General features: G+C 34.0%; 29 protein-coding genes. 27 read left to right on the plus strand and 2 right to left on the minus strand.

The genetic code is table 11. The features are described 5' to 3' along the window. The first annotated feature begins 28 nt into the window (after positions 1-28). Positions 29-2,215 (plus strand): DNA topoisomerase III, encoded by a 2,187-nt coding sequence (locus I5776_RS09985; RefSeq protein WP_202780455.1) that lies wholly within the window; start codon positions 29-31, stop codon positions 2,213-2,215. 53 nt (positions 2,216-2,268) lie between these two features. Here I5776_RS09985 and yhfH read toward each other — a convergent pair whose 3' ends face one another. Continuing rightward, positions 2,269-2,403, minus strand: a complete 135-nt coding sequence (gene yhfH, locus I5776_RS09990) for a protein YhfH (protein WP_202780456.1) — start codon at positions 2,401-2,403, stop codon at positions 2,269-2,271. 265 nt (positions 2,404-2,668) lie between these two features. Here yhfH and I5776_RS21610 point away from each other — a divergent pair, with 265 nt between their 5' ends. The 15 genes from I5776_RS21610 to hisIE all read left to right on the plus strand — a co-directional run bounded on the left by I5776_RS21610 (position 2,669) and on the right by hisIE (position 14,411). Next, entirely contained in the window at positions 2,669-2,803 is a 135-nt protein-coding gene (locus tag I5776_RS21610; protein ID WP_281397302.1) for a hypothetical protein, read from the plus strand. Positions 2,804-3,012: 209 nt separating this feature from the next. Continuing rightward, on the plus strand, positions 3,013-3,945 hold the full coding sequence (locus tag I5776_RS09995; RefSeq protein ID WP_202780457.1) for a metal ABC transporter solute-binding protein, Zn/Mn family: 933 nt from the start codon (positions 3,013-3,015) through the stop codon (positions 3,943-3,945). 14 nt (positions 3,946-3,959) lie between these two features. Next, the gene (locus I5776_RS10000) at positions 3,960-4,712 is read left to right on the plus strand and encodes a metal ABC transporter ATP-binding protein (protein WP_281397303.1); all 753 of its coding nucleotides are present in this window, start codon (positions 3,960-3,962) and stop codon (positions 4,710-4,712) included. A gap of 10 nt (positions 4,713-4,722) precedes the next feature. Further along, positions 4,723-5,652, plus strand: coding sequence for a metal ABC transporter permease (locus tag I5776_RS10005; protein ID WP_202780458.1), 930 nt, complete (start codon positions 4,723-4,725; stop codon positions 5,650-5,652). Continuing rightward, positions 5,649-6,521, plus strand: coding sequence for a metal ABC transporter permease (locus I5776_RS10010; protein ID WP_202780459.1), 873 nt, complete (start codon positions 5,649-5,651; stop codon positions 6,519-6,521). The genes I5776_RS10005 and I5776_RS10010 overlap by 4 nt, the downstream gene beginning before the upstream one ends. 75 nt (positions 6,522-6,596) lie before the next feature. Next, on the plus strand, positions 6,597-7,283 hold the full coding sequence (locus tag I5776_RS10015; RefSeq protein ID WP_202780460.1) for a sigma-70 family RNA polymerase sigma factor: 687 nt from the start codon (positions 6,597-6,599) through the stop codon (positions 7,281-7,283). Positions 7,284-7,298: 15 nt separating this feature from the next. After that, a complete protein-coding gene (clpP, locus tag I5776_RS10020) occupies positions 7,299-7,880 on the plus strand; it encodes an ATP-dependent Clp endopeptidase proteolytic subunit ClpP (RefSeq protein ID WP_202780461.1) in 582 nt (193 codons plus the stop codon). A gap of 172 nt (positions 7,881-8,052) precedes the next feature. Beyond that, positions 8,053-9,207, plus strand: coding sequence for an ATP phosphoribosyltransferase regulatory subunit (locus I5776_RS10025; protein ID WP_202780462.1), 1,155 nt, complete (start codon positions 8,053-8,055; stop codon positions 9,205-9,207). Continuing rightward, positions 9,182-9,802 (plus strand): ATP phosphoribosyltransferase, encoded by a 621-nt coding sequence (gene hisG / locus I5776_RS10030; protein WP_202780463.1) that lies wholly within the window; start codon positions 9,182-9,184, stop codon positions 9,800-9,802. The genes I5776_RS10025 and hisG overlap by 26 nt, the downstream gene beginning before the upstream one ends. Continuing rightward, positions 9,799-11,085, plus strand: coding sequence for a histidinol dehydrogenase (gene hisD, locus I5776_RS10035; RefSeq protein WP_202780464.1), 1,287 nt, complete (start codon positions 9,799-9,801; stop codon positions 11,083-11,085). Before hisG ends, hisD begins: the two co-directional genes overlap by 4 nt. A gap of 25 nt (positions 11,086-11,110) precedes the next feature. Further along, positions 11,111-11,698, plus strand: a complete 588-nt coding sequence (gene hisB / locus I5776_RS10040; RefSeq protein ID WP_202780465.1) for an imidazoleglycerol-phosphate dehydratase HisB — start codon at positions 11,111-11,113, stop codon at positions 11,696-11,698. Then, positions 11,695-12,309, plus strand: a complete 615-nt coding sequence (gene hisH, locus I5776_RS10045; protein ID WP_202780466.1) for an imidazole glycerol phosphate synthase subunit HisH — start codon at positions 11,695-11,697, stop codon at positions 12,307-12,309. The genes hisB and hisH overlap by 4 nt, the downstream gene beginning before the upstream one ends. After that, positions 12,306-13,010: a 1-(5-phosphoribosyl)-5-[(5-phosphoribosylamino)methylideneamino]imidazole-4-carboxamide isomerase gene (gene hisA, locus I5776_RS10050; protein ID WP_202780467.1), complete on the plus strand. Its 705-nt coding sequence runs from the start codon at positions 12,306-12,308 to the stop codon at positions 13,008-13,010. Before hisH ends, hisA begins: the two co-directional genes overlap by 4 nt. Continuing rightward, entirely contained in the window at positions 13,007-13,777 is a 771-nt protein-coding gene (hisF, locus tag I5776_RS10055; protein ID WP_202780468.1) for an imidazole glycerol phosphate synthase subunit HisF, read from the plus strand. The genes hisA and hisF overlap by 4 nt, the downstream gene beginning before the upstream one ends. Continuing rightward, positions 13,761-14,411: a bifunctional phosphoribosyl-AMP cyclohydrolase/phosphoribosyl-ATP diphosphatase HisIE gene (hisIE, locus tag I5776_RS10060; RefSeq protein WP_202780469.1), complete on the plus strand. Its 651-nt coding sequence runs from the start codon at positions 13,761-13,763 to the stop codon at positions 14,409-14,411. The genes hisF and hisIE overlap by 17 nt, the downstream gene beginning before the upstream one ends. A gap of 96 nt (positions 14,412-14,507) precedes the next feature. Here the strand turns inward: hisIE and I5776_RS10065 are convergent, their stop codons facing one another. Beyond that, positions 14,508-15,263 carry a DUF1836 domain-containing protein gene (locus tag I5776_RS10065; RefSeq protein WP_202780470.1) on the minus strand — a complete coding sequence of 252 codons (756 nt, stop codon included), beginning with the start codon at positions 15,261-15,263 and terminating at the stop codon, positions 14,508-14,510. A gap of 226 nt (positions 15,264-15,489) precedes the next feature. Between I5776_RS10065 and I5776_RS10070 the strand changes: the two genes are divergently transcribed. The 11 genes from I5776_RS10070 to I5776_RS10120 all read left to right on the plus strand — a co-directional run bounded on the left by I5776_RS10070 (position 15,490) and on the right by I5776_RS10120 (position 23,083). Next, on the plus strand, positions 15,490-15,921 hold the full coding sequence (locus tag I5776_RS10070; RefSeq protein WP_202780471.1) for a hypothetical protein: 432 nt from the start codon (positions 15,490-15,492) through the stop codon (positions 15,919-15,921). A gap of 1 nt (position 15,922) precedes the next feature. Then, the gene (locus I5776_RS10075) at positions 15,923-16,213 is read left to right on the plus strand and encodes a DUF2653 family protein (protein WP_202780472.1); all 291 of its coding nucleotides are present in this window, start codon (positions 15,923-15,925) and stop codon (positions 16,211-16,213) included. A gap of 115 nt (positions 16,214-16,328) precedes the next feature. Continuing rightward, positions 16,329-17,297 carry a DMT family transporter gene (locus I5776_RS10080; RefSeq protein WP_202780473.1) on the plus strand — a complete coding sequence of 323 codons (969 nt, stop codon included), beginning with the start codon at positions 16,329-16,331 and terminating at the stop codon, positions 17,295-17,297. Between the two features lie 95 nt (positions 17,298-17,392). Then, positions 17,393-17,641, plus strand: a complete 249-nt coding sequence (locus I5776_RS10085; protein ID WP_202780474.1) for a sporulation protein — start codon at positions 17,393-17,395, stop codon at positions 17,639-17,641. A 21-nt stretch (positions 17,642-17,662) separates the two neighbouring features. Then, complete coding sequence (locus I5776_RS10090; RefSeq protein ID WP_202780475.1) at positions 17,663-17,863, plus strand: YbxH family protein; 201 nt, start codon at positions 17,663-17,665, stop codon at positions 17,861-17,863. 148 nt (positions 17,864-18,011) lie between these two features. Then, positions 18,012-18,920: a Gfo/Idh/MocA family protein gene (locus I5776_RS10095; protein WP_202780476.1), complete on the plus strand. Its 909-nt coding sequence runs from the start codon at positions 18,012-18,014 to the stop codon at positions 18,918-18,920. Between the two features lie 47 nt (positions 18,921-18,967). After that, positions 18,968-19,546: a peptide deformylase gene (gene def / locus I5776_RS10100; RefSeq protein ID WP_202780477.1), complete on the plus strand. Its 579-nt coding sequence runs from the start codon at positions 18,968-18,970 to the stop codon at positions 19,544-19,546. Positions 19,547-19,593: 47 nt separating this feature from the next. Beyond that, positions 19,594-20,223 carry an NUDIX hydrolase gene (locus I5776_RS10105; RefSeq protein WP_202780478.1) on the plus strand — a complete coding sequence of 210 codons (630 nt, stop codon included), beginning with the start codon at positions 19,594-19,596 and terminating at the stop codon, positions 20,221-20,223. 306 nt (positions 20,224-20,529) lie between these two features. Next, positions 20,530-21,411 carry a metal ABC transporter substrate-binding protein gene (locus I5776_RS10110; RefSeq protein WP_202780761.1) on the plus strand — a complete coding sequence of 294 codons (882 nt, stop codon included), beginning with the start codon at positions 20,530-20,532 and terminating at the stop codon, positions 21,409-21,411. 167 nt (positions 21,412-21,578) lie between these two features. Beyond that, positions 21,579-22,286, plus strand: a complete 708-nt coding sequence (locus I5776_RS10115) for a metal ABC transporter ATP-binding protein (protein ID WP_202780479.1) — start codon at positions 21,579-21,581, stop codon at positions 22,284-22,286. After that, positions 22,232-23,083, plus strand: a complete 852-nt coding sequence (locus I5776_RS10120; protein ID WP_202780480.1) for a metal ABC transporter permease — start codon at positions 22,232-22,234, stop codon at positions 23,081-23,083. The genes I5776_RS10115 and I5776_RS10120 overlap by 55 nt, the downstream gene beginning before the upstream one ends. Positions 23,084-23,204: the final 121 nt, after the last annotated feature.

A 23,204-nucleotide genomic window follows, 5' to 3' on the forward strand; every position in this document is an offset into this window, starting at 1 on the left:
ACCAAAAGAAAGAAGGTTTTTGGAACTAATGACTTTTCCATTAATCATTGCAGAAAAGCCAGATCAAGGGATGAAACTTGCCGCCCCATTTCCTCATAAGAAATTGAAAGGCTACATCGAAATTTCTCCAAATCAAACATTTCCACATGGTGCTTATTTAACTTGGGCAGTTGGTCATTTATGTGAACTTATTCCTCCGGAAGAATATAACCCACAATGGAAGAGGTGGTCACTTGATACACTACCGATTCTTCCAGAATCCTTTCAATATAAAGTGAAAAAGGACAAGTGGAATCAGTTTACGATTATAAAAAATTTATTAAAAAACCCGGACATTGACGAAGTGATCATGGCGGGAGATGCGGAACGTGAAGGGGAAGCAATCATTCGGATTATTTTAAAGCAATGTCATAATCGAAAGCCGATGAAAAGATTATGGATTTCCTCCCTCACTGAAAAGTCAGTTGTAAATGGTTTTCACCATTTACTAAATGAAGAAGAAACCAGATCCATTTATTATGAGGCAATGAGTCGCGCATGTGCAGATTGGCTTATTGGCATGAATGCATCGAGGGCCTATACATTATTGCTACAGAGAAAAGGGATTCGGGATGTATTTTCAACCGGGCGCGTTCAAACACCAACGCTAGCTTTAATCGTTAAAAGGGAAAAAGAAATCGAAAATTTTAAGAGTGAACCGTTTTGGGAGGTCAAGGCTGTTTTTCAAATGGCAAATAAAAAGTATGAAGGGATTTGGCATATAAATTCTGAAACGAGATTAGAAGAAGAAAAGAAGGCAATGGCAATCGCAAACTTTTGTAAAGGAAAGCCTGCCCGGATTGATGAAATTGAAAAGGAAAGAAAAGAATTTCAACCACCATTATTATTCAATTTGTCATCATTGCAAGCAACTGCTAATAAAATATTTAAGTTTTCACCGAAGAAAACATTAGATATTGCTCAAAAATTATATGTAAAAGGAATTATTTCTTATCCAAGATCTGATTCAAGCTATGTTACAAAAGAAGAAGCCGCATTATTCCCTGAAATATTAAATCAAATTAGCAAAATTCAATTATATGAAGAATTTTTCCCGCTTTCTATTCAATCGATTATGAATAATAAAAGATTCGTAAATGAAAAGAAAGTAACGGATCACTATGCAATTATCCCTACAGAACAGGTGGTCAATCCATTAACCTTAGCGAAGGATGAAGAAAAAATTTATGATTTAATTGTTAGGAGATTAATTGCTGCTCATTATGAAAAGAGTATTTTTGACTACACTACCGTCCATACAATGGTAGATGAGCGGGCAACATTCATTTCTAAAGGCAAACAAATGATACAGGAGGGTTGGAGAAAGATCATATACCAAATGGAAGAAACAAAAGAGGAGAAAGAGCAAGTTCTTCCTGATTTAAATAAGGATGAAATCGGTGTTGTTTCCAAGGTAACGGTCAAAGAGGGGAAGACACAACCTCCTAAGCGCTATACTGAAGGACAACTAATCACATTAATGAAAACAGCTGGTAAGTTTATTGAAGATAGCCAAATGCAGAGTATTTTAAGAAGAACGGAAGGTTTAGGAACTGAAGCAACTCGTGCTGGAATTATTTCTGTTTTAAAAGACCGAAAGTATATCGAAGTAACAAAAAATGTAGTATGTCCCACTAAAAAAGGAATTTTGTTAATTGAGAGTATTGGAAATAGTATTCTTTCTTCTCCGGAAATGACAGCTAAATGGGAGCAAAGACTTCATGAAATAGGGGAGGGAAAGGCATCACCGAATGTTTTTTTAGAACATGCAAAGAAGTTGTCAGTAAAGTTAATTGATGATGCGAAAATTGCTGAAACAAAATGGGCATTTCCCGCAGATCTTCTTGAAGAAATTTCAGCTAATACGAATACAGGCAAAAAGGGGAAAAGAGTAAAAGCTAGGCTTGGAAAATGTAAAAAATGTGATGGAATGATAATTGAAAAAGGTAATTTTTATGGTTGTACAAATTATCAAAAGACTAAATGTAATTTCACCATTTCTAAGAAAATTTTCGGGAAGACGATTTCTCAGAAAAATGTTTCGAAACTATTAAAAGAAGGAAAAACCGATTTGATAAAAGGGTTTAAAAAAGATGAGAAAACATTTGATGGGTATTTAGATTGGAATAAAGATAAACAAATAATCCAATTTGAATCGGTGTATGTAAAAAAATAGTGGAGCGGTGTTTATTGAACCGCTCCACTATTTTTTATTTATCTATTCTTCTGTTATTCAACTTTTTTTGAAAGGCAGTGCTCGCATTCTAAAATATACGATTCCGCTTGGTCTTCTACATTTTCACCGCATTCCGGACAAATCTTTTTTGAAAGATTAAGAAAAAACTCCACTGGATTTTGTAACATATGAATCCCTCCAAAATAATTAATTTAAAATAATGAAAACATAAAATATTTTTTATATTTTAACACTAATATAATACAGTTGTAAATAATATATTCTGTTATGATACAGTTTATGTTGAAATGGATATAATAGTGCATAGACAAAAGGCTATTTTCTGCATTGAAAAAAAATTGTTTAGAAATATTTTTATTACTTTTGCATCCAGGAAACTTTATTTAACTAGCGCATATAATTTTACAACATATACAAATGAGGGGGTTAAACATGAATAAAATTTTATTTTATACAATTCTTTGTGAGAAAATTGGTCTGTTATCAAAAGATGAAACAACAAAAATTTTAAAAAACAATTCAATTAATATATTGGAACAACATTGTAAAAAAGAAAATCCGAATTAAAATGGAAAAACATTTGACTAATTAAATTGTTTGCAGTATTTTTGCATTAAGGAAACATTTTTTCATTTAAATGTTTGGTTATTTTTTTTTTTTTTTTTTGATGTAAGAGTTGCGTAAGGGAAAAAAAGTGTCGTAAACGAAAAGAGGGGATATTACTCAAAACTGTCAGCTTAACATGAATTTATCTACTTAGGAAAAGAGGGGGAAAAATGAAGAAAAACAAATTATCATTTTTGGGGTTATTTATCGTTGTTTTCTTACTTTCAGCTTGCACGAAAGCCCCAATAAATAGTACACCGCTAGATGGGAAGATCAAGGTAACGACGACGATAGGGATGATAAAAGACATAGTTGATCACGTAGGGGGAAACCATGTCAAAACAATTGGATTAATGAAAACAGGCGTTGATCCACACTTATATAAAGCATCTCAAGGTGACATAAAAAAATTAGAGGATGCGGATATGATTTTTTATAATGGGCTGCATCTTGAAGGGAAAATGGTAGATATCTTTGAGAAATTGGCAAAGAAGAAGGCGACTGTACCTGTTTCTAAAAACATTCCCGAATCAGATTTACGATCATGGGATGATGGGACAGAAGGACATGATCCCCATATTTGGTTTAATGTAAAGCATTGGATATCTGCGACAGCAACTGTTCGCGATGAATTAATAAAATTTGATCCAAAGAATAAAGAGAATTATGTGAAAAATGCTAATGATTATATTGAGAAATTAAAGGAGCTTGATCAATATACAACTGAAAAAATTGCAAGTATCCCGAAAGAATCTAGAGTATTAGTTACAGCGCATGATGCGTTTGGCTATTTCGGGGACGCCTATGACATAAAAGTTTTGGGCTTACAAGGTATTAGTACTGCCTCTGAATATGGTGCAAAAGATGTTAGCCAGTTACGTGATTTTCTTGTTGATAATAAGATTAAAGCTGTTTTTGTAGAATCAAGTGTTCCAAAAAAAGCGATAAATGCAGTTGTCGAAGGTGCAAGGAAAAAAGGTCATGAAGTGAAAATTGGCGGTGAACTTTATTCAGATGCAATGGGAAAAGAAGGAACAGATGAAGGTACGTATATAGGAATGGTTAAACATAATGTCGATACGATTGTTAATGCACTGAATTAAAGGAGGTAAAAAAGATGATTTCACCGTTAAGTATAAATAAATTAACTGTAGCCTATCAAAAGAATCCTGTATTAAAAAATATTTCTTTCACTATTCCCGAAGGAAATTTAATTGGCATTATTGGGCCGAATGGAGCCGGGAAATCCACATTAATTAAAGCAATATTAGAATTGATTCCTTCTATTGCTGGTGAGGTTTCTATTTATGGAAAAACATATAAAGAAATGCGAAAAATCGTTGGTTATGTTCCCCAACGCGAATCAGTCGACTGGGATTTCCCTACCAATGCTTTAGATGTTGTGATGATGGGAAGATACGGCCATCTTGGATGGATTAAACGACCCCGTGCAAAAGATAGGCAAATAGCTATGAATTGTTTAGAAAAGGTAGGAATGGAAGGCTATGCACAAAGACAAATAAGTCAATTATCGGGAGGACAACAACAGAGAATTTTTTTAGCCAGAGCTCTAGCACAAGATGCGAAAATTTATTTTATGGATGAACCATTTGTTGGGGTAGATGCGGCAACTGAGAAGGCGATAATCACTCTTTTAAATGATTTAAAAAGACAAGGAAAAACAGTATTGGTTGTACATCATGATTTAAATACAGTGAAAGAATATTTTGACTGGACGATCTTGTTAAATGTTCATTTAATTGGAGTTGGGCCGACGGAAAAGCTTTTTACGAAGGAAAATCTTCAAAAAACATATGGTGGAAAATTAACGATGCTTGATTCCAATTCATCACCGTTAATTATAAGTTGAGGTGCATCAGATGAATATAATTGCTTTGTTACAAGACCCAAACACACTTTGGATATTAGTAAGCTCAATTCTACTTGGAATAAGTAGTGGAGTGATTGGATGTTTTGCGTATTTGAGAAAACAATCTTTAATGGGTGATGCGTTATCACATGCGGCATTACCGGGAGTGTGCTTCGCTTTTATCCTAACTGGTACAAAATCTATCTTTTACTTTTTAATTGGTGCGATTATAGCTGGAATTATTGCCACCATTTCAATCGGCTACATTACAAGGAAAACACGTATTAAACAGGATTCCGCATTAGGAATTGTCCTTACCGTATTTTTCGGGGTTGGTATTGTATTATTAACTCAAATTCAACATAGTGCAAGTGGGAATCAAAGTGGATTAGATAAATTTTTGTTTGGTCAGGCGGCATCCATGGTACAATCTGATGTTTACACAATGGCTGGCATAGGTCTTTTCGTAATTGCCATATGTACTCTCTTTTTTAAAGAATTTAAACTGCTTTCTTTTGATTCCGGTTTTGCTAAAGGGATTGGTCTCCCAATCACTTTGCTTGATCAATTAATAATGATTCTTATGGTAATTGCTGTTGTGATTGGAATACAAGCTGTTGGAGTAGTATTAATGGCAGCCCTACTCATTACACCGGCGGTATCAGCTCGTTATTGGACTGAAAAATTACATGTAATGGTGATGCTTTCAGGCTTATTTGGTGCAATTAGTGGTTTGATGGGAACTATCTTGAGTACACAGGTGAATAATTTACCGACTGGGCCACTAATTGTTTTAGCAGCTACATGTATTTTTGTTCTATCCGTTGTAATTGCACCAACACGAGGAGTGATCGCAAAGATTGTCGGTCGAAAGAAATCAAAAAATGCGTTTTTGAAACAACATATAAAGCAAAGTGTAAAGGATGGAAATGTGATATGAATCATTTTTGGATTATCTTAATTGGAGCATTAGTTGCATCATCTTGTAGCATTGTTGGCTGTTTTCTTGTTTTAAGGAAAATGTCGATGATTGGGGATGCTATAAGTCATGCAATCTTGCCAGGGATAGTCATTGCCTTTCTCCTATCCGGAACAAGGGACTCCATCGTAATGATCGTGGGGGCAACTTGTATCGGTTTAATTACAGTCTTTTTAATCCAAATGTTCCAAAATAGCGGCGTACAGTCGGATGCATCGATTGGGGTTGTCTTTACCGCACTCTTTGCCGTAGGTGTTGTATTAATAAGCCTTTTCACTAGACAGGTTGATCTGGATTTAGATTGTGTATTATATGGTGAAATTGCTTATGCCCCATGGGATACGTTGGATATTGGAGGAATGAATTTAGGACCAAAAGCGGTTTGGGGAGTTGAAAGTATTTTTATTGTAAATATTCTTGTCATTAGTTTATTTTATAAGCAATTTAAACTTTGTTCGTTCGATTCTGCTATGGCGGCGGCGTTAGGAATACCTGTAGCGTTTTTCCATTACTTATTAATGAGTCTTGTATCCATCACTACAGTATCTTCTTTCGAAAGTGTTGGAGCAATACTTGTTGTTGGAATGATTATTGTTCCAGCAGCCACTGCATATTTACTAACGGATAAACTGAATCGAATGATCATTTATAGTATGATTATTGGTATACTCTGTTCTAGTATTGGGTATTATGTAGCATATTTATTAGATGCATCAATCGCAGGATGTATGATCATGATTGCTGGTTTACTATTTTTTATTACCCTATTTCTTTCGCCAAAGCATGGTGTTCTTTTGAAAAAATGGAAACAGCATAAAATTGCCGTGTAAATATTTTTAAACTTCCCGTAACTTTTTAAAGATAATAAACGTTTATTAGTTAGAGGTTCAAAAGGAGTGATCACTTTGAAAACCAAGCTTGGTTATGAATCGATGAATAAACAATTGCAATTAATAAATTGGTATCCTGCTTTGAAGAGGTATTGCCGGAGTATAACGAGAAGTGAGTGGGATGGAGATGACCTTGCCCAAGAAACAATGATAAAAATGTATCGTTCATATGTTGGGAAAGACTGTAATAGTAATAAAATTAGTCTTGCCCTCCTTTATAAAATCGCACATAATCATTGGATTGACCAACTAAGGAAAACAAAAGAAACGACCGCTACACATAAGGAACTATCCTATGAGCCAATGAAAGGTCTGGCTGATTTATATTCAAATATTGAAAAACTGGTAAATCATTTGACGCCCAAACAAACCATCATATTTCTTCTAAAAGATGTATTTGAATATAGTTTAGCCGATATTTCTGCCCAATTAGCTATGTCGGAAGGTTCTATAAAGGCGTCTCTATTTAGAAGTAGAAACCGGTTGAAATCCATTGAAATAAAAGAAGAATCCGAAAATCATTCATTAATAACTGATGTTAAGGATCAAATGTTTCATCAAACGATACTCGAAGCGATAAGACAAGAAAATCCATCTTTATTAATTAAACAGTTCTATGAGATAAAAATGAAGGAAACAGGTTCAGTTTCGTCACCATCTTCACACTTCACACCGCAATGCCTCCATTTACAAGCAGCATAATAGGAGGAAGCAAAAATGAATGCAATTCCATATGTAATTGAACAATCATCACATGGGGAAAGATCATACGATATTTATTCTAGATTATTAAAAGACCGAATTATTATGATTAGTGACGAAATAAATGATACAGTTGCTAATAGTGTTGTCGCTCAATTGCTTTTTCTGGCAGCTGATGATCAAGAAAAGGATATTTCACTATATATTAATAGTCCTGGTGGTTCAACCTCGGCCGGTTTTGCCATCTTAGATACGATGCAATACATCAAACCAGATATTCAGACGATTTGTATTGGAATGGCTGCATCATTTGGAGCGATGTTGCTTTTAGCAGGGACTAAGGGTAAGCGTTTTGCGCTACCAAATAGTGAAATTATGATTCATCAACCATTAGGTGGTGTGCGTGGTCAAGCAACGGATTTAGAAATTTCTGCAAAAAGAATTTTAAAACTTAAAGATCGTTTGAACCATATGATTGCCGAACGGACAGGACAATCGGTTGATAAAGTCGCACATGATACAGACCGGGACTACTTTATGTCAGCTGAAGAAGCTAAAGATTATGGGATAATTGATAAAATTATTTACGAAAGATAAGAAAAAAAGGAGGACACAGTCGTTATGTGTGCTCCTTTTTAATGTACCTTTTAGACTTATTAAAAAATTTAATTGACCAATTCTTTTCGATTGTGTTATTGTATTAACAATTCAAATTACTTTAGTTTATTAGAGTGATAATATAATAAAGAGTATTAGGAAGTGAGTTAATATGTTGTTACCAATTGGGAGTCAAGATGATTTTGGAAAAACGGTTGCAAATAGAAATTACGTCTTTGAAGCATTCCGAAAGGTTACTACATTCAGAGGGTATGAGGAAATTTCTACCCCAGTTGTTGAATATGCGAGTATATTTACAAACCAGCATGTAGGAATGCCACTTCAAAGTTTAATGAAATGGTTTAATAACGAAGGAGAAATAGAGGTATTACGTCCGGACTGGACGACGGCCATTGCAAGGGCATTAACAAACCACAGTAAGTCCCATGAAAAATGGGCTTATCAGGGTTCGATATTCAGAAATAATAAACTCGGTGTGGAAAGTCGTCAGGTTGGAATTGAAGTTATCAATTTCCCTAATTTTCATGGGGAAAGTGAATGCTTATTAATGGCAAGAAACTTTCTTGAGGAATTAGCCATTAACCACTACGTAATTGAATTAGGACATACTGGTATTTTTGAGTATTTCATAAACCAACTTAATTTAAGTAATGAAGAATTAAAAGCACTACAAATCGCTATGCATGATAAAAGAAAAGACAGAGTTCATCAACTAGCGGAACAAAACGGTAAAGAACATATTGCTTCAGAATTAGTGGTTTTAATCGATGCTTTTGGACCATCTGAAGAGGTACTGAATGAATATGAGATACGATGGAGAAATTACCCTATTCTTCTGAAAATCGTTCATCATTTAAAAAAGTTAGCAAAATTATTAAATGAATCGAGCAAGGTACCCGTAATCGTTGATTTAGGAATGGTAAAAAAATTGCCGTATTATTCAGGAATTATATTTAGGGGATTTTTAGAGAAAAATGGATCAACATGTTTCTCGGGTGGTCGTTATGATAGATTGTATGCTCAATTCGGAGAAGACAAAAACGCTGTGGGGTTGGGTTTTGATGTCGACGTTTTAGCCGAACAATTGAGTATTTTTAATAAACCAAAAAAAATCTGTGTTATAGCATCGGATGATTCATTGTCTTATGCCGAGGAAATTAGAAAAGACTATCACAATTATATTGTTGAAGTGTTTTATGATGAAGAAATGATTAATAAAGACGACTTTCAAAAAGTAATTTATATACTTCAAAAAGACGGAAAATATAAGGTGGTAGAAAATGAAGATATGTATCGCTTTAACTAAAGGAAGACTAGAAAATCAATTTTTGGATTATTTTCAATCACTTTCTTATAACTTGGAACCATTGGTACATAAAGGGCGGAAGCTTTCAATTGAGACAGAACAGTTTCATTTCATTTTTGCAAAAGGAGTAGATGTAGCCACTTATGTGGAACATGGGATAGCTGATTTAGGAGTCATTGGAGAGGATATTTTACTTGAATATCGGCCAGATGTGTATAACCTATTGGCACTTCCTTTTGGGAAATGTTATTTTGCCCTTGCGGAACGAAAAGATCATCCTCCAACAACTAGTAAACGAACAATTGCTACAAAATATCCATTTGTTGCGACAGAATATTTTCGAAAAAAGGGTGAATCGGTGGATATTGTCAAGCTTGAAGGTTCAGTTGAACTAGCACCAATTCTTGGATTGGCTGATGCGATAATCGATATCGTCGAAACTGGGACTACATTAAAAGCTAATGGATTGATTGTTAAGGATACAATCCATTCAATATCTGCACGATGTATTGCTAATCGCTCCTCATTGAAAATAAAAAGAGAAAAACTAACCCCTATTATCGAATTGTTGGAGTCAAAGGAGTTTGTCAAATGATTCGTATATACACAAGTGAACAATTTATTGACACATTTATTAGATCGAAAAATAAAGCTAAATCATTAAGTGATGATACGTTAAAAATTGCTAAACAAGTCATTGATCAAATTCGTTTGCATGGTGAATCAGCTTTAAAAGAATATGTGCAAAAGTTTGATGGATATCTTCCTTTAAATTGGGAAGTAACAGAAGAAGAAAGAAAACAGGCATGGTCTAAGGTTGATGGAGAAACAATTACATCGTTACAAAAAGCTGCCGATAATATAAAGAAATTTCATTCAAAGCAAATTCAACAATCTAAAATAATGGAACTAACTGAGGATATCATATCTGGCCAATTATATCGTCCAATTGAAAGTGTAGGCATTTATGTACCCGGTGGGACTGCTTGTTATCCTTCAACGGTTTTAATGAATGCTATACCTGCCGTGCTAGCGGGTGTAAGTGAGGTCACCATGACAACACCTGTACGTGAAGAAGATTCCATTGCACCTATTCTCTCAGTAGCCGCTGATATTGCTGGAGTGAATAAAATATATAAAATAGGTGGAATTCAAGCGATTGCAGCACTAGCGTATGGAACAGAACAGATTGTACCTGTTGATAAAATCGTTGGACCAGGTAATAAATATGTTGCTGCAGCTAAATCTATCGTATTTGGTGATGTAGGCATTGATATGATTGCAGGTCCTTCAGAAGTGGCGATCATTGCTGATGAAACGGCAAGTCCCAAATATGTAGCAGCTGATTTAATTGCCCAAGCTGAACATGATGAAAATGCACGCACATTCCTTTTCACCACTTCTGAAAAACTTATTAATGAAACGAAGATAGAAATAGTAAAGCAATGTGAAAAATTACCGAGAGCAATAATTGCAAAAAAATCATTATCCACTCAGAGTGCAAGTGTACTCGTTAGTAACATTGATCAGGCAATTGATCTTGTAAATAAATTAGCACCAGAACATGTAGAAATTCAATTAGATAATCCTTTGTTATATTTAAGCAAAGTTAAAAACGCAGGATCCATTTTTTTAGGATCTTATACACCAGAAGCAATCGGCGATTACTTTGGCGGACCAAACCATGTATTGCCAACTTCCGGTACTGCACGATTTTCCTCAGGTCTATCTGTTGATGATTTTATGAAGAAAACAACTTACCTATATTATTCCGAAAGAGCATTGTGTGATGCAGCTCTACATGTTGTAAATATTGCTTCAGAAGAAAAATTAATTGGTCACGCTCGTGCAGTACAAGTTAGGTTAGGAAACGATTAAGCATAATATTGGAAGGGTGTAGAATATGCGGACGGCCGAGAAAACTAGAAAAACGAATGAAACAGCCATTGTTATTTCATGTAATTTAGATGATTCAAGTGATACTTCAATAAACACTGGAATTGGATTTTTTGATCATATGCTTGATTTATTTGCAAAACATGGACGGATTGGATTGAACGTAAAGGCTGATGGAGATTTACAAATTGACGGTCATCATACAGTGGAAGATGTGGGAATTGTTCTGGGACAGGTAATTAAAGAAGCTTTAGGCGATAAACAAAGTATTACCCGTTACGGGACTGCTTACGTACCGATGGATGAATCATTAGGGTTTGTGGCTATCGATATTAGTGGTAGACCATTTTTACATTTTGAAGCAACGTTTACAAATTCCAAGCTTGGTGATTTTGATACTGAACTAGTGAAAGAATTCTTTACTGCATTCGCAGTTCAATCTGGTATAACTCTTCATGCAAGAGTTTTATATGGTGATAATACTCACCATAAAATAGAATCTTTATTTAAAGCTTTAGGGCGCGCATTTTCGCAGGCAATCCATATTGATCCAATGATTACAGGAGTTAATTCTACAAAGGGGTTCATCGAATGATAGCGATTGTGAATTACGGTATGGGAAATATCGCAAGTGTATCAAATGCATTGAAAAGTCTTGGACATGATATTTGTATTACCTATAGTTATGATGAATTAGCAAAAGCGTCACATATTATCCTGCCTGGAGTTGGCTCTTTTCAAGCGGCTGTAACAGAAATAAATCGCAGAGGGCTCAAAGATTCATTATGTGAGTTAGCAAAACGAAAACCAATACTAGGTATTTGTTTGGGCATGCAATTATTATTTTCTGATGGGTATGAAGGAGGAAAGTCAAAAGGGCTTAATCTCATACCAGGAACCGTTGAAAAAATACAAACGAATCTTATCTTGCCTCATATTGGTTGGAATACATTGAATATACAAAACTCGCAATTTAAAAATCTACAAAATAAACATGTCTATTTTGTCCACTCATTTGAAGTGAAAACGAAAAATGAGTATATAATGGCTACGACTAATTATGGTGTGGATATTCCCGCAATTGTTCGAAAAGATAATGTTTATGGCATGCAATTTCACCCCGAAAAAAGTGGGGTTGTAGGAAGACAATTATTAGATATATTTCTCCAATCCACCGTGAGTAGAATGCAGGAGGTTAGAAGGTGAGAATAATTCCAGCAATCGATTTAATAAATGGGAAATGTGTACGTTTATATCAAGGAGATTTTAGTAAAACGACTGAAGTCGGCAGTGACCCGGAATCTCAATTATTACGTTTCATACGTGATGGAGCCAAAATGATCCATATTGTAGACCTTGATGGGGCTCGCCTTGGTAAGCCGAAACAGTATGAATTAATTAATAAGCTTTGTTCACTTTCCAATATTCCTATTGAGGTCGGAGGAGGGATACGGGATATGGAAACAATTGAGAATTACGTTTCTATAGGTGTATCTCGTATTGTGCTCGGAACTGCAGCATTAGAACGGGAAGATTTTTTAAAGGAAGCACTTGATAAATATAATGAATATATTGTCATTGGCATTGATGCGATAAAAGGGAAAGTGGCAACGAGGGGATGGGAAACCGTTTCAGAATTTGAATATATTGATTTTGCAAAAAAAATGGAGTCACTTGGGGCACAAACGATTATTTATACAGATATTTCAAAAGATGGTACGCTGTCAGGACCAAATCTTAGAGAACTTAATCAAATTTCTAAAGCAGTTCGTTGTAACATTGTAGCATCTGGGGGTATTCGAAATATGGATGACTTACAGGAATTAAAAAATATTGGGATCACTGAAGCGATTGTCGGAAAAGCAATTTATACTGGTCAAGTGACAATTATGGGTGAAAGAATATGATTGCAAAACGAATTATTCCTTGTTTAGACGTAAAAAATGGCGAGGTAGTAAAAGGGATCAATTTTGTTTCGTTGCGTAAAATGGGTGATCCAGTAGAAATGGCCGAATTTTACTCACACAATGGTGCTGACGAGCTGGTATTTTTAGACATTACGGCTACAAATGAACATAGAAAAACGGTTATAGACATCGTGTCAAAAACAGCAGAAAAGGTGTTTATTCCATTTACTGTTGGCGGCGGGGTCCGCACCATCGACGATGTAACAGAATTATTGTCAGCAGGAGCAGATAAAGTAGCAATCAATTCTGCGGCTACCGAAAATCCAATAATAATAAAGGATGCCTCATTACGTTTTGGATCCCAATGCATTGTAGTAGCAATTGATGCAAAAAGAACAGCAGATGGCATATGGCATGTAATGACCCATGGCGGAAAGAAGGACACCGGAATAGATGCAGTTGAATGGGCAAAGAAAGTAGAAGGATTGGGTGCTGGTGAAATTCTTCTAACTAGTGTTGATTGTGATGGGGTAAAAAACGGTTTTGATATTCCACTGATTAATGCTATTGTCAGTTCGGTCTCAATCCCAGTGATCGCATCAGGCGGTTGCGGCCATCCACAGCATTTTCTTGATCTATTTGAGCATACTCAAGTTTCCGCAGGACTTGCAGCATCTATTTTTCATGAAGAAACATTTTCGATTAATCAGGTTAAACAACTTTGCGAAAAGAATGGAGTGAATATAAGAAATGATCGATTTTTCTAAAGGTTTAATTCCAGCAGTTATAGTTGATGTACATACAAATGCTGTATTAATGCTCGCTTATATGAATAAGGAGGCATTTGATAAAACATTAGAAACGAACGAGACTTGGTTTTATTCACGCTCCAGAGAAACTTTATGGAATAAAGGGGCCACATCAGGAAATAAACAAAACGTTATCTCAATAAAAACAGATTGTGACGAAGATACTCTATTAATTTATGTAGAACCGCTAGGACCAACTTGCCATACCGGAGAAATATCATGTTTTTATAAACCCATTATTGAACAAAAAGACATAAACAAATTTTCAAAATCAATTTATACACAAGTTATGGACGAAATTATTGATCGAAAAACAAATGTAGTAGAAAATTCATACACAAATTATTTGTTTGATAAAGGAATTGACAAAATTGGAAAAAAAGTAATTGAAGAAGCAGGGGAGGTTGTCATCGCAGCAAAAAATAGAAACGATAAAGAAATTATAAATGAGTGTAGTGATCTCCTTTATCATGTTTTTGTTCTTTTAGCAGAACAAAATATCCAGTTAGAAAAAATGGAAAATGAATTAAAGAAACGCTTTACTAAAAAAGGAAATAGTAAAGGGGAGCGCAAGGAAATTACAAATTGGTAGATGTAGATATTTTGTAGTGTTAAAATTAATTGAATAAACATTATAGTTGATAATTCTCAGCACTAAGTGGGAATCCTCTTAGTGCAAAAACAATAATTAAGGAGCTGTGAAGTCTTGCAAAAACAATGTAGCTGATAAATATTTTCTAGCATACATTTGAAAATATGCGGTGTAAACAGATAGGGTAGCAATGACAATTGTATTTCTGATGGCTTCCCTATGTTGTACGCTTAAATGTGTATATTCATCAACCATTTGTTTGGCAGAAGATTCTATTATATTTTCAATATCTTTAATTGTATATTTTTTCATTTCGTAAGTACCGTGATTGATACGATCGAATAATGTAGAATAGCATGCATATAAGTGTACAGGATTAATAAGATCATCGTTTTCATTTTCCGGATCATTAACAACCAATTTTAAGAGCTTTCGAATGGAATCAAAATCTAAAGCGGATTTTAAATCTTCAACAAGAAAAAGTAATGCCGTTTGTTCTAATGAATACTTTTTTCCTTTTTGAGGAGAAGAAATCATTTCCTTTAAATCCCTTTTTACCCAATTTTGCACCGCGGTTGTCGAAAAATTTGTATTTTCAATTTGGTTTCCCAGGGCGACAATCTCATTGATTGAAAAAGCGGGTTCTGTCTTTTCGAATTTAATGACCTTGTCTAATATCGGAGCTAGAATGGTTGTGATAAAGGCAGTCATCGGTTTTTCACTTTCTATAGAAATATTATTTGACCGTATCCAAGCATCCCGCAAAATAGTTAAAGGCTTTTTATTATCCCATCCCTTAAGCGCTAACAGGATGTCAGCCATCTCTTTCCTCGTTAATTGAAATGTGAGCATGAGTTCATCTCCATCATATAAGTTCCTTTGACCTTATCTTATGATTAGTATTTTGAATTGTCAAATGCTCTTTTTAGAAAAGATGTGGCAATTTTTTTTGAATGTTCGAGAAAAAACTTGCATTTAATAAGATAAGTTCATATAATAAGTTCATAGGAACTTAAAATGTTTTTGAGAGAGTAATAGAAATAAAACCTCTTAATAACTTAAATAAAGGAGAATCGATTTGAGAAAAAAACTGTTAATGTTTTTAACTGTATTTACACTTATTTTTACTGTAACGAGTATTGGATATGTTGATGACGCCGCTGCAAAAGGGTATCGTTCAGGAAAAAGATCTTTTAGTCCATCTCAATCTAACCTATTTTCACCAAAAAAGAGTACAACGAATACTAACAAATTTAAACAGGATACCAGAACGAATTCTACCAATAAATCTTTTACAAACAAAAGCAATAAAGGCGGATTTATGAAAGGTATGCTGCTTGGTGGTCTAGGAGGATTATTAATCGGTAATTTATTTGGACACCTTGGAATGGGAGCTTTTGGATCAATTTTAGCTGGATTCGTCAATATTATCATTCTAATTGGTGTTATTATGATCATTGTTCGGATATTCAGCTTCTTTAAACGAAATAAAACAAGAAGGTATAATTAATATGGAAAAGTCTGCTATTTATGAACAAGATATTATAAATGCGATTTGTATATATATTGCAGATAAATATTATATTCAGCCAGAAGAGGTTTCCGTTGAATTGATATATGATGACGATAGTGGCTTTTCAGCTGAAATTGAGATGAATGATCGAATTCAACAATTATCTGAGGTTAATCTAATTGAGGCATTGAGACACTGGCTTAACACGGAACACGGAATAGATTCAATGTCTGTCGCATTAGAATTAGAATTACATGATGATGAAGGAATTATGGCTTTTCTTAGCTAAGTAATTTTGGACAATCATTTAAACGAAAAAAAATCTAGAGAAAATTCTCTAGATTTTTTTTCGTTTAAAGAATATTCTTGTTATATAGTTTTTATATAAGGGGGTGGATGCGCATATGAGAGCAATTTTACTGGGCATTGCTGCAGCTTTCTTTTTTGCAGTTACGTTTGTCCTTAATCGGTCAATGGAATTATCGGGTGGAAGTTGGTTATGGAGTGCATCCTTACGATACTTTTTTATGATACCGTTTTTATTCATTATTGTTATAGTACGAAAGAATTTAAAAGGATTGTTTCTTGAAATGAAAAGGCACCCATTTCAATGGTTCCTTTGGAGTTTTATTGGGTTTGGTTTATTCTATGCTCCATTATGTTTTTCTTCGGCTTACGGACCAGGCTGGCTTGTCGCCGGTACATGGCAAATTACTATTATATCCGGTTCACTTCTAGTGCCGTTTATTAGTGAAACCGTACAAACTGCAGATGGTCCGATAAATATAAAAGGCAGGATTCCACTTAAAGGGTTGGCAATGTCTGTAATTATTTTACTTGGTGTATTTTGTATGCAGTTAGATCAGGGTCAAGGGATTTCACTTAAAAGTACGATGCTTGTTGTTATTCCGGTGCTTATTGCATCATTTGCTTATCCATTAGGTAATCGTAAAATGATGCAAATTTGTAAGGGAAGACTTGATGCATTTCAACGAGTACTTGGAATGACCATTGCCAGTTTGCCATTTTGGATTGTTTTGTCCATCTACGCTGTTTTAACTGATGGATTGCCAAGCATTAGTCAGACTAATCAATCTTTAATTGTTGCTCTTTCCTCTGGTGTTATTGCGACTGTTTTATTTTTTAATGCGACTGACTTAGTAAAAGATAATCCCTCGCAGCTCGCAGCTGTTGAGGCAACACAATCAGTTGAAATATTGTTTGCGTTAATTGGTGAAATAATAATTTTACATTCCTCACTACCTTCTAAGTTATCATTATTTGGAATTCTACTCGTTATTATTGGAATGATATTACATAGCTATGTATCACGTCCAAAAACGATAGTGGTAAATGAAAATATTAGTGCTTAATCAACCATTAAAATCCTCAAAATGAATGTATGAATTTTTGTTAATTATCCAATATAAGTGGAAGGAGTATTCATATTAAAAATGAGGTGAATTTTTTGGACACGACATTAGCCTATTTACGAGAATCTTTATCTAATCATTTAAACCATAGGATTGGAGAAGAAATATATAAGAAACTACATTCAAGTACCAATCAAAATGAGTTGGAATTTGTTCGTAACTTATCAGAAGATGAGACAGCTTTTCTAAATTCTGTACTTGCAAAAGAAATACGATATGCCCAAGACGAACAGGACCAAACACGAGTTACTCAATTAAATGAAGTGTATGAATTACTATTATAACTAAGAAGGGAATTTAGGCATATGGGGGCAATTGAAAGAAACGGTTTCGTATTTGAACCTGAATTTAGTGTAGTAAATCAAGATGGTGCGATTCATGTGTATAAAAATGGTCAATTCATTGAAGAAATTCAATTTGATTTTACTGGTGAATTTCCTGATCATAACCAAATTGAAGAATTAGTTAATCATTATTGTTCTCATGTAGGGAAAAGTAGAAGATAATCATATTATGTAAACATAAAAATCTGATAAATTACGTAGGTAGTCAAAAAATTGTTTGACTACCTTTAGTTATGTAAAAAGTGTTATGAAATAATGAAATTATTTGATACTATTTATAATAGATAATCTTTAAAAGTGGGGTGTGGTTTTGACTAAATTAGGTGTAATCGGGATTGGTGATATTGCCAAAAAGGCATACTTACCAGTTTATGCAGGTTTAGGGGAAGTGGATTTACACTTTTTCACGAGAAATAATCAAACACTGTCATTCTTGCAGAATAATTATCGATTTCAACATATACATCAAAATTTACAATCATTAATAAACAGCGGGATTGAGGGTGCACTTGTACATTCTAGTACAGATTCTCATTTTGAAATTGTAGAAGAACTTTTAAAAAATAATATTCACGTTTATGTTGATAAACCTATAACTAATAAATTCGAATCGACTAGAAGGTTATTGGAGTTAGCAGATAAGAAGAACCTAATATTAACAGCGGGCTTTAATCGCCGATTTGCCCCTTCCTATCAAAAGATGAAAGAATTATCTAATCCGAATATGATTGTTTTACAAAAAAATAGATCATCACTACCAGATCACATTCGTACCTTCGTATATGATGATTTTATACATGTCATCGATACATTATTATTCCTTTTTCCTAATCCAATCGAAAAGATAATTGTAAATGGGAGAAAAAAAGAAGAACTTTTATATGATGTTACAGTACAATTTATTTCTAAAAACTGTACGGCAATAGGTATAATGAATAGAGACAGTGGGACCACCGAAGAAAAGCTTGAAGTGATGAGTAATACAGAAAAAAGAATCGTACATAATGTATCAGAAATGATCATATATAAAGATATGATTGAAAGCAAATTTAGACAAAATGACTGGGAACCAACATTACACAAAAGGGGCTTTGAACAAATCGTTTCGAATTATATTGATACGATTCATTCGAAAAAAGACCAGCTAATAACTAAAAAAGAGCTTTTACTAACCCATGAAATATGTGAATTAGTCGTTCGTGAATTAGAAAAGCTGTAAATATTGGATATAAATTTAATTTTTTCTAGAAAAGGAGTATGTACGGCATGGGTAAGTTTAATGAAAATTACATCATTACGATGAAAGATATCGTAAGAGAGGGTGCGCAGATTTTACGAAAAGTGACTGATGAGGTTGTCATACCACCAAGTGAAGAGGATAAAGAAACATTATTATGTATGCTTCAATATTTAAAAAACAGTCAAACACCTGAACTAGCTGCGAAATATAAACTACGGTCCGGTGTAGGATTATCTGCAAATCAAATTGGTTTAGATAAGCGCATGTTCGCTGCTTATATTGTTGATGATAAGGGAGAACATGAGTACACATTATTCAATCCGAAAATCATTAGTCACTCACTGACAATGATCTATTTACAACAAGGTGAAGGGTGCCTATCAGTCGATCGTGCTGTCCCAGGATATGTGCCAAGATATGAGCGTATAAAGGTTAAAGCATATGACATTACTGGAGATGAAGTAGTACTTAAACTAAGTGGCTATCCAGCAATTGTCTTTCAACATGAAATCGATCATTTAAATGGAATTATGTTCTATGATCATATTAATCCAAATAATCCGTTGCAGCTTCCGGAAAATGTAGACATAAAAAGTGTTTTTTAAAGTATAGGACAAGTAGTAAGATTTATAAATAAATGAGGAGGAAAACAATGCATATTGATCTTTTGTTTGATAAATATTCAAACCGTGTCCCGTCTATAATTGGTGAGGAAAAGTTCACAAAATATGCGGTTTTTCTCCCCATTTTAAAAAAAGATGAGGAATATCATATATTATTTGAGGTTCGTGCCTTACATATGCGAAGACAACCTGGAGAAATTTGTTTCCCGGGCGGAAAAGTTGATAAAGTAGACGTCAATTCAATGGAAACTGCACTTCGTGAAACAAGAGAAGAGCTTGGGATAGAAAAGGAAAATATACAACATATTTTTCCTTTGGATTATATAATCTCGCCATTTGGAACGATTATCTATCCATATGCAGGTTTTATTAACGAAGTTAAAAAGATTACACCTAATCCAGCTGAAGTAGCAACTACCTTTACCATACCGTTATCATATTTCAATAATATAGAACCCGAGTGTTTTAAAGTGAATTTTAAAGCAATACCGGAAAAGAACTTTCCTTTTCATTTGATAAGTGGTGGTGAAAATTACAATTGGCAAACCCGATATATGGAGGAACTATTCTATTATTTCGAAGATAAAGCAATATGGGGGTTAACTGCAGCCATCTTGAAAAATTTTATTAATTTAATAAAAAGAGATAATAGTATGTAAAATTAACTAATCATAATTTTATAGAAAAAAATACTTGCAAATAAGAATGATTACGTATTATTATAATTAAGGAACATGCAAATAAAAAACATTCTTTTTGAAACTCTAAATCGTAATGATTTTGCTTTAGTAGTCTTTCATTAGAATATTTGAGGTATAATGCTATTTTTCTATAAAAAGATATATAGCGTCATTATCTATCAAACCTAAATCGTAATAATACCGATTCATAAATCAACTTTTTTAAAGAAATGGGGAGTATGTTTGAGTAAAAAGAACTATTCTATTATTTTATCTTTATTACTTATGACTTTTTTAATCATAAGCGGTTGTGGCACTAACAATCAAGCAAACCAAAAAAACACTTCAAGTAATAATAAGTTACAAATTGTTACTACCTTTTACCCAATGTATGAATTTACTAAAAACGTAGTTAAGGATAAAGCGGATGTAAAGTTATTAATTCCTTCAAACGTTGAGCCGCACGATTGGGAACCAACACCAAAAGATGTCGGAAGGATTCAAAAAGCAAACATTTTTGTTTATAACAGTAAATATTTTGAGACATGGGTTCCTTCCATCAAAAATAGTGTAAGTAACGGAAATCTTTCTTTTGTTGAAGCAAGTAATGATATTCAGTTAATGAGTGGGAATGGTCATCATCAGTTTGATCCCCATGTTTGGTTAAATCCGGTTTTAGCTCAACAAGAAGTAAAAACGATCACTAAAGCATTAATTAAAGTTGATCCAAAAAATAAAGGATTTTATCAAAAAAATAGTGCCGAGTACATCGCGAAACTAGCAAAACTTGATGATGAATATCGTAATGCGTTAAAAGGAGCTAAGAAAAAGGAGATTATCACTCAACATACAGCATTTGGATATTTAGCAAAAGAATACGGATTGAAACAAATCCCAATTGCTGGTCTATCACCTTCACAGGAACCAAGCCCAGCAAGATTAGGGGAATTAAAAGAGTTCGCTGTAAAACATCATGTAAAAGTGATCTATTTTGAAGAACTAGCATCACCGAAGGTTGCCGAAACATTAGCTAATGAAGTTGGTGCAAAAACAGAAGTACTTCATACGTTAGAAGGTTTAAGCAAAGAAGAGCAGGATAAAGGAATGAATTACATTAGTGTCATGCAAAAAAATCTTGAGGCGATTAAAAAGTCTTTATTTGACTAAAATGATAGTTATTGCAAATGTTTTGGAAATAAAAAAATAATTTATAGCATTGCATAAAGAATAGAAAAAGTAATCTATAATGACAACAATCTTATGTTTTTTTCTTACGGCGTGTGTCATCCTAATTACGCACGCTTTTTCATGTTTTAGTAGAAAGGATGATCGATATGAAATTAGCTTCATTACATAATATAGTTTTTGGCTATACACATGTACCGGCATTAAATGGGGTTTCTTTTGAATTAAATAGTGGGGAGTTCGTTGGTATTACGGGTCCAAATGGAGCTTCTAAATCGACGATGCTTAAAGTTATGCTCGGTTTACTGAAACCTTGGGAAGGTGAAGTTAAAATTAGTAAGAAAAATAGTAATGGGAAGCGCTTAACTATAGGATATGTGCCACAACAAATTGCCTCATTTAATGTAGGTTTTCCAAGCACAGTGATAGAACTTGTTCGATCTGGACGTTATCCAAAAGGAAAATGGTTTAAACGCCTTGATGAAAATGATGATGTACAGGTTAAGAACGCACTTGAGATGGTAGGGATGTGGGATTATCGACATCACAAGATCGGAGCATTATCGGGTGGTCAGAAACAAAAAATTTGTATTGCTCGAACTTTAGCTTCGGAGCCTGACCTATTAGTATTAGATGAACCTACAACAGGAATGGATTTTGAAAGCAGGAAAGGTTTCTATGAATTTATGAGTCACCAAGTGAAGAAACACAATCGAACAGTGGTAATGGTTACACATGATCAAGATGAAGTGGAGGATTATCTTGATAAAATCATCCATTTAGAGAAAGGGGAGCAAGGCGGATGGAAATGTTTAACCTTGAATTCATGCAACGGGCGTTTTGGGCTGGCGGATTAATTGGCATCATTGCTCCACTTTTAGGTGTTTTCCTTGTATTGAGGAGACAAGCATTAATGGCCGACACGCTTTCTCATATTTCCCTTGCAGGGGTAGCCATTGGATTTTTTATGCATTCGAATATAACTGTATCAACAATTATCGTCGTCGTAATAGGTGCGATTGGAATTGAGTATATGCGTAGGGCTTATCATACTTATTCCGAGGTTTCGATAGCTATATTAATGGCAGCCGGACTGAGTTTTGCTTTATTTTTAATGAGCATAACCGATGGGGGGATGACTACAAATATTGACCAATTCCTTTTTGGCTCCATCGTAACAATTAGTACAACCCAAGTTTTTACAATGGTAGGTGTGACCATTGTTATATTACTATATTTCTTTATTTTAAGAAGACCATTATATTTAATGACATTTGATGAAGATACAGCATATACAAGTGGAATTAATACTAATCTCCTTTCCTTATCTTTTAGCATTATTACCGGGTTAGCAATTTCGATTATCATACCGACAATCGGCGTTCTTCTCGTATCAGCTTTATTGGTTTTACCGGCCGCATTTGCAATAAGATTAACGAAGGGCTTCAAAATGGTTTTTGCTACAGCGATGATCATTTCGTTATTTAGTATTTTTACGGGACTCATTTCATCATATTCTTTAGGGACGCCACCAGGCGCAACAATAACGTTACTACTTGTAGTGATTTTACTGTTTGGATTTACAGTCCAAAAAATAATTTTGCATTTTACAAGAAGTATAAAGAGAAGATCACATAAAAGGATGAATTATTAATGATGGATTTTTAAAATTATCTAAAAAAATTTGTTTACCAAATACTTGCTAAATTGAACTACTTCTGTTATTCTAAAGAAGAATTATTTTTGTTCGGTATGTAAGGAAAAGATAGTGTTTT

Origin of the sequence: Heyndrickxia vini (assembly GCF_016772275.1) — a bacterium.
Lineage (GTDB): Bacteria > Bacillota > Bacilli > Bacillales > Bacillaceae_C > Heyndrickxia > Heyndrickxia vini.